We start from the raw sequence: 6,984 nt of genomic DNA on the forward strand, positions 1-6,984 counted from the left end.
ACTCCTTTTGCAACCGACCGCCGGGCGCCTCGTGAGGGGGAAGATCGAGGCAGACGACCCACAGCGGTCGGTGCCCCACATTAGGGAAGCCCCGGGGTGATATCAAGGCGGCCATTTGTTCAATCACGTTTGCGCAACCGCTTGCACACCAAGGGTATTCATTTACTTGCCAACGATGGCCGTCAATACGTCGTCGAGGGTCACCACACCGAGCGGCCGGCGGCCGTCGCTCACCAGCACCATGTGTCGCCGCTCGCGCCGCATCGACAGCAGCAGGTCGGCCAGCGTACGGTCCGGCGGCACCACGGCCAGCGGCCGGTAGACCTCCGCCGGCACCGGCTCGCGCCGACGCGCGCCGGCGTACCCCAGCACGTCCTTTACGTGCACGAAGCCGAGCACCCGGCGGGTGGACCGCTGGACCACCGGGAAGCGGGACCGGCCGGTGCGGGTGGCCAGCACCTCCAGCGAGGCGGGTGAGACGTCCTCGGCCACCGTGGTCACCGTCGACCACGGCTGCAACGCGTCCGCCGCCGTCCGGCTGTGCAGGGCGAGCGCGCCGGTGATCCGGGCGTGCTCCTCCGCATCGAGCAGCCCCTCGGTACGCGCCTGGGAGACCAGCCCGGCCAGCTCCTCCGCCGTGAACACCGTCTTCACCGCGTCGGTCGCCTCGACCCGCCACAGCCGCAGCACCTGCCGGGCCGACCACTTCATCGCCAGCAGCAGCGGCTTGGTGGCCACGCAGAACGCCAGCATCGCCGGCCCCAGCCACAGCGCCGACGGCTCCGGCCCGGCCAGGGTGATGTTCTTCGGCACCATCTCGCCGACCACGGTGTGCAGGAAGACCACGATCCCGAGGGCGATCACGAACGCCACCGGGTGCACCGCGCCGGCGGGCAGCCCGAGCGCCTCGAACGGCAACTCCAGCAGGTGCGCCAGCGCCGGCTCCGCGATCGCGCCCAGCCCCAGCGAGCAGATGGTGATCCCGAGCTGCGCCCCCGCGATCATCAGCGGGATCTGGTTCATCGCGGACAGCGCCCATCGGGCGCGCTTCGAGCTGGCGGCGAGCGGCTCGAGCACCGTACGACGGGACGCGATCAGCGCGAACTCGCCGCCCACGAAGAAGGCGTTGCCGAGCAGCAGCAGCACGGCGATCAGCAGCTCAGTCATCGTCGTCGGGCTCCTCCGGGCGGAGCACCCGGACCTGCTCGATCCGGTGCCGCTCGACCTCGACCACGGTGAACTCGTACCCGCCCTCCTCGATCGTCTCGCCCGGCACCGGGATGTGGCCGAGCCGGGCCATCAGGAAGCCCGCCAGGGTCTCGTACGGGCCCTCGGGCAGCCGGAAGCCGGTCTGCTCGGCCAGCTCGTCCTCGCGCAGCACACCGTCCACCAGGACGGTCCGCTCGCCCCCCGGCACGGTCAGCTCGGCCGGCCCGAGGTCGTGCACCGCGTCCGGGTCGAACTCGTCGGCGATCTCCCCGACCAGCTCCTCGACCAGGTCCTCCACGGTCACCACGCCGTCCGTGCCGCCGTACTCGTCGACCACGATGGCCAGGTCGGCGCCGGCGCCCTTCAGCGCGGCGAGGACGGCGTCCAGGTCCAGGCTCTCCGGGACGTACACCGGTTCCCGGGCGACCGCGGCGACGGTCGTGGACGCCCGGCGGTCCAGCGGCACGCCGAGCGCGTCCGGCACCCCGGCCACGCCGGTGACCAGGTCCAGCGTCTCCTCGAAGACCGGGAACCTGGTCCGCCCGGTCTGCTGGGAGAGGCTCAGCAGCTCGGCCACCGTGGCGGTGGCCCGCAACGCGATCACGTCGACCCGGGGCGTCATCGCCTCGGCGGCCCGCTTGTCGCCGAACCGGATGGTCCGGCGCAGCAGCATCGCGGTGTCCGGCGGCAGCGCGCCGGCCCGGGCGGAGATCGCCGCGAGCAGTCCCAGTTCCTCGGGCGACCGGGCGCTGGCCAACTCCTCCTGCGGCTCCACGCCGAGCTGGCGGACCAGCCGGTTGGCGGAGTTGTTCAGCGCCCGGATCAGCCAGCCGAACGTCCGGGCGAAGCCGCGCATCGGCGCGGCGGTGGCCAGCGCGGCCGGCATCGGCCGGGCCAGCGCCAGGTTCTTCGGCACCAGCTCGCCGAAGAGCATCGAGATCAGCGTCGCCAGCGCCAGGGCGAGCAGCGGGCTGAACCGGTCGGCGCCGCCGACGGGCCGCAGCAGCGGGGCGACGAGCCGGGCCAGCGCCGGCTCGGCCAGGTAGCCGGTGAGCAGCGCGGTGATCGTGATGCCGAGCTGGGCGCCGGAGAGCTGGAAGGAGAGTTCGCGCAGCGCCGTACGTACGGTGACGGCCCGCGCGTCGCCGCCGGCCGCCCGCCGGTCGATCTCGGCGCGGTCGACCGTGACCAGGGCGAATTCGGCCGCGACGAAGAACGCGTTGCCGGCGGTCAGCAGCACGAAGCCGACCAGGGGCAACAGCGTGCCGAGCAACAGGCTGTCGATGAGCGCGATTGTTCCACGGGCCGACCCGGGGCACGAGTTCACGCCGGCCGGGGGTGGCGGGCAACCTCCCCACCCACGACGACGGCGGTGGCACCTCGGGGGTGCCACCGCCGTCGTGCGTCCGGTTGTGCCGGGGGTACGACCTCAGCCGGCGACCGGCGCGGTCTTCTTCTCGCCCGGCGCGGCTTCCGGCTTGACCGAGCGGAGCAGCACGCTGGCGACGTCGATGACCTCGACCTGCTCGCCGGCGCCCTTGCCGTTGACCCCGTCGTTGAGCATGGTCGAGCAGAACGGGCAGCCGACGGCGACGGTCTTCGCCCCGGTGGCCATGGCCTCCTCGACCCGGTCCACGTTGATCCGCTTGCCGATCTTCTCCTCCATCCACATCCGGGCGCCGCCGGCGCCGCAGCAGAAGGAGCGCTCGCTGTTGCGCGGCATCTCGGTGAGTTCGCCCTGGATGGCGTCGCCGAGGACCTCGCGCGGGGCGGCGAAGACCCGGTTGTGCCGGCCCAGGTAGCAGGGGTCGTGGTAGGTCACGCCGCCGTCGACCGGCTGCACCGGGGTGAGCTTGCCCGTGCTGACCAGGTGGGCCAGCAGCTGGGTGTGGTGCACGACCTCGAACTCGCCGCCGAGCTGGCCGTACTCGTTGCCGAGGGTGTTGAAGCAGTGCGGGCAGGTGGCCACGATCTTGCGCTTGGCCTTCTCCCGGCCCTCGAACGCCTCGTTCAGGGTCTCGACGTTCTGCTGGGCGAGCATCTGGAAGACGAACTCGTTGCCGATCCGGCGGGCCGGGTCACCGGAGCAGGTCTCGCCCTCGCCCAGGATCGCGAACTTCACGCCCGCCTCGTTGAGCAGCGTCGCGACCGCCCGGGTGGTCTTCTTGGCGCGGTCCTCGAACGCGCCGGCGCAGCCGACCCAGAACAGGTACTCGAAGTCGTCCACCTCGCCGACCCGCGGCACCTCGAAGTCGAGGCCCTTGGTCCAGTCCTCGCGGGTGTGCTGTGGGGCGCCCCACGGGTTGCCCTTGTTCTCCAGGTTGCGCAGCATCACGCCGGCCTCCGACGGGAAGCTCGACTCGATCAGCACCTGGTAGCGACGCATGTCGACGATGTGGTCGACGTGCTCGATGTCCACCGGGCACTGCTCGACGCAGGCGCCACAGGTGGTGCAGGACCAGAGCACGTCCGGGTCGATGACGCCGCCCTCCTCGGCGGTGCCGATCAGCGGGCGGTCGGCCTCGGCCAGCGCCAGCACGTCCATGTGGGCGAGCTGCGCGGCGGTGGCCTTCTCCTCGCCGGTCAGGTCCTTGCCGCCACCGGCCAGCAGGTACGGCGCCTTGGCGTACGCGTGGTCGCGCAGGCTGAGCACCAGCAGCTTCGGCGACAGCGGCTTGCCGGTGTTCCAGGCCGGGCACTGCGACTGGCAGCGGCCGCATTCGGTGCAGGTGCTGAAGTCGAGCAGGCCCTTCCAGCTGAACTGCTCGACCTGGGCGACGCCGAACTGGTCGGACTCCGGGTCGGCCTCCTCGAAGTCGAGCGGCTTGCCCTCGCTCATCATCGGTCGCAGGGCGCCGAGGCCGGAGCCGGCGGGCTTGGCCGGCTCGCGCTTGAAGAAGATGTTGGGGAACGCCAGGAAGCGGTGCCAGGCGACACCCATGGTGACGTTCAGCGAGATGACGATGAGCCAGGTCATCGAGATGACGATCTTGATGAGGGCGGCGACGCTGACGCCGGCCGTCCAGGCCGGCAGCGCGGCGCGACGGCGTGGCTGAGCGGGGTGGCCCAGACCGGGTACTCGAAGTGGTCGGTGGCGACCTTGAAGCCCCGGATCACGAAGCCGAAGATCAGGACCAGCAGCACGACCCACTCGACGAAGTAGCCCTGCCACATGGTCGAGCCGGTGAACCGGGACCGGTTGCCGGGCCGGTTGGGCCGGTTGCGCAGCCGGATCGCCATCAGCACCACTATGCCGACCAGGCCGAGGATGCCGATCAACTCGGTGGCCAGGGCGAAGATCGTCCAGTGCCCGATGATCGGCAGCCCGCCGCCCGGCGTGACCACCTCGAAGTACGCCTCGAGCACCAGCAGCGACAGCAAGATGAATCCGACCATCACGAACCAGTGCGCGGCGCCCACCACGCTCCACTTCAGCATGCGGGTGTGACCGGCGGTCTCCACCAGCATGGTCTTCGTGCGGGCGCCCTTGTCGGTGAACCGCTCCGGCGCCGGTTGACCCAGCCGGATGACTGCCACCATCTTCATGACCGCGCGTACCGCAAGCCCCACCGCTACGGCGGTGATGGCGGCCGCGAGGATCGTGGCGACGATCTGGACGCTGCCCATCGAGTTGGCCTCCCGGTCTGCTGCCTGTCGAGCGGCTCGGCGACCGGGGACGGCTCACGGCGCGGGTGGCGTTGCGCCGCTCCCGCTGCCCCGACCCGACCGGTCGATGACCTCGCTCCGCTCGGTCATGCAGTGCAGCCTACGCGCAAGGTTACCCAGCAGTAACGTGAGTCATCTCGCATCCGGCCACGCCGCCCTGCCGACACCTTAGGTGGACCGGCCGGCGCGCGCCGGACAGGGGCGTCCTGGCGTGACCTACCTCCGTCGCCGAGGCGCCGGTCGGGGCCGGCCGACCCGGCGCACCACAGGTCGACGGCCCGGCCCCCGGGACGGGGAACCGGGCCGGACTTCGAGCGGGTCAGCGCCAGCGGGAGAGCAGGATCAGCGAGGCGACCATCGCGCCGAAGCCCACCGCGAGGTTCCAGTAACCCCACGACATGACCGGGTACGCCTGCTCGGAGAGGTAGTACACGACCAGCCAGCCGATCCCGGCGACGATCAACGCGACGGCGGTGATCGGCAGCCAGATCGGGCTAGGCTTGCGCGTCGCCGCCGTCGCCGTCGGACGCACGTCCGTCGGCGGGGTGTACACCTTCTTCTTGCGGACCTGAGACTTGGGCACGACGCTCTCCAGAGGGGGTGACGACCTCGTCCGGCCTGACAACCGGGCGCGGGGGCGACGGTCCATGGCCAATAATGTTCGACAGCTAGCGTAGTCCCGACGGACCGTCCAGGCCACGAATGGGGTCAGGCCGGTGCGCGGAGTGACCGAAAAGGGTGGGACTTTTCGGGTCGAGCAGAGCGGTCCGCCCCTCCCGGGCCGGCCCGAGACGACGGGGAAGGAAACGCCCGGTGGAGTACACGTCCGGCGCCGCCTCCTGGCAGAAGGTCCTCCGGCGAGCCGCCGCCGGCCTCTTGCCGCGACGCCCACGGCAGCGACGACCGGGCTGGGCGGTCGGGGTGCCGTTGATCGCCGCCGCGGCGGGACTGCTCTTCACCACCACGGCGACCACGGCCGGCGGCACCGCGCTGCGGGAGGACCGGCGCCCGCAGCTCACCCAGCTGATCGAGGACCGGCGCGAGCAGGTCGAGACAAGCGAGCAGCGCGCCGCCCGGCTGCGCGCCGAGGTGGAGAGCCAGACCGCCGCCCTCGCCGACACCGACGGCCCGATCAGGGCCCAGCGGGACCGGGCCGCCGCCAGCCGGCAGGCCGCCGGGTTCACCGCGCTCACCGGCAGCGGGGTCACCATCGAGCTGGACGACGCGCGCCGGCGCAACGACCAGGCGCTGCCCAAAGGTGCCAGCAACGACGACCTGGTCGTCCACCAGGGCGACGTCCAGGCGGTCGTGAACGCGCTCTGGGCGGGCGGAGCCGAGGCCATGTCAATCATGAATGTCCGCGTGCTCAGCACCAGCGCGGTACGCTGCGTCGGTAACACCCTGCTGCTGCACGGCCGGGTGTACTCCCCTCCGTTCAAGATCGTTGCGATCGGCGATCCCGCTGCCCTCCAGCAGGCCCTCGCCGCGTCCGAGGGAGTCCGGTTGTTCAGGGAAGCGGTCGACCACTACCAGCTCGGCTACTCCGAGCACGTGTCCACGGTGACCGTGCCGGCGTTCGAGGACTCGACCGCCCTCCGGTCCGCGAAGGTGCCCCGGTGACCCAGGACGGCCGCCCCCCGGGGCAGGACGGGCGCCACCGCGACCAGAGCGAGGACCCGACCGCGTTCGTCCCCAGGGTCGACCGTCCGGCCCCGCCCCGGCCCGCACTCGACCTGCCCTGGCCGGAGCCGACCGGGAACCGCTCCCCGTCGCCCGGTCCATCCGCGGCCGCCCCCGCGCCGGTGCGCCGGCCGGACACCGCGGGCCCGACCGACGCCCCCGCCGGCCCGGCCAACCCGTACCGTTCCCCGCCACCGGCCTGGCCCGGAAACGCCCAGGCCAGTCCGCCGGCGCCGGCCGCCCCGCAGCGACCGGCCGCGCACGAGCCACCGCGGCCGGAGCCGCCCGCCTGGCAGGTGGCCACCAACCAGGCCGCGCACCGTCCAGCCGACGAGCCCGGACGCCGGATTCCCACCGCCCCGCCGGCCGCCCAGGTGGCGCGACACCCGGCGGACCAGCTCGCGCCACACCCGGCCGACCAGGCCCCGC

The 6,984-nt window shown here is 72.3% G+C and carries 4 protein-coding genes and 2 pseudogenes; 2 read left to right on the plus strand and 4 right to left on the minus strand.

The window, feature by feature from the left end; translation table 11 throughout:
* Window positions 1-162: 162 nt before the first annotated feature.
* The 4 genes and pseudogenes from JNW87_RS10070 to JNW87_RS10085 all read right to left on the minus strand — a co-directional run bounded on the left by JNW87_RS10070 (window position 163) and on the right by JNW87_RS10085 (window position 5,458).
* Window positions 163-1,167, minus strand: a complete 1,005-nt coding sequence (locus JNW87_RS10070) for a hemolysin family protein (RefSeq protein WP_109802046.1) — start codon at window positions 1,165-1,167, stop codon at window positions 163-165.
* Window positions 1,160-2,467 carry a hemolysin family protein gene (locus JNW87_RS10075; RefSeq protein WP_109802054.1) on the minus strand — a complete coding sequence of 436 codons (1,308 nt, stop codon included), beginning with the start codon at window positions 2,465-2,467 and terminating at the stop codon, window positions 1,160-1,162. Before JNW87_RS10075 ends, JNW87_RS10070 begins: the two co-directional genes overlap by 8 nt.
* 171 nt (window positions 2,468-2,638) lie before the next feature.
* Window positions 2,639-4,836: pseudogene (locus JNW87_RS10080) on the minus strand (heterodisulfide reductase-related iron-sulfur binding cluster).
* A gap of 358 nt (window positions 4,837-5,194) precedes the next feature.
* Window positions 5,195-5,458 (minus strand): cell division protein CrgA, encoded by a 264-nt coding sequence (locus tag JNW87_RS10085; RefSeq protein WP_109802044.1) that lies wholly within the window; start codon window positions 5,456-5,458, stop codon window positions 5,195-5,197.
* Between the two features lie 230 nt (window positions 5,459-5,688).
* Here JNW87_RS10085 and JNW87_RS10090 point away from each other — a divergent pair, with 230 nt between their 5' ends.
* Both JNW87_RS10090 and JNW87_RS10095 read left to right on the plus strand, forming a co-directional pair.
* The gene (locus JNW87_RS10090; protein ID WP_238453553.1) at window positions 5,689-6,495 is read left to right on the plus strand and encodes a DUF881 domain-containing protein; all 807 of its coding nucleotides are present in this window, start codon (window positions 5,689-5,691) and stop codon (window positions 6,493-6,495) included.
* Window positions 6,492-6,984: pseudogene (locus JNW87_RS10095) on the plus strand (hypothetical protein); the annotation flags it as partial. The gene JNW87_RS10090 and the pseudogene JNW87_RS10095, both read left to right, overlap by 4 nt.

Origin of the sequence: Micromonospora sp. ATA51 (genome assembly GCF_016802855.1) — a bacterium.
GTDB classification, from domain to species: domain Bacteria; phylum Actinomycetota; class Actinomycetes; order Mycobacteriales; family Micromonosporaceae; genus Micromonospora; species Micromonospora sicca.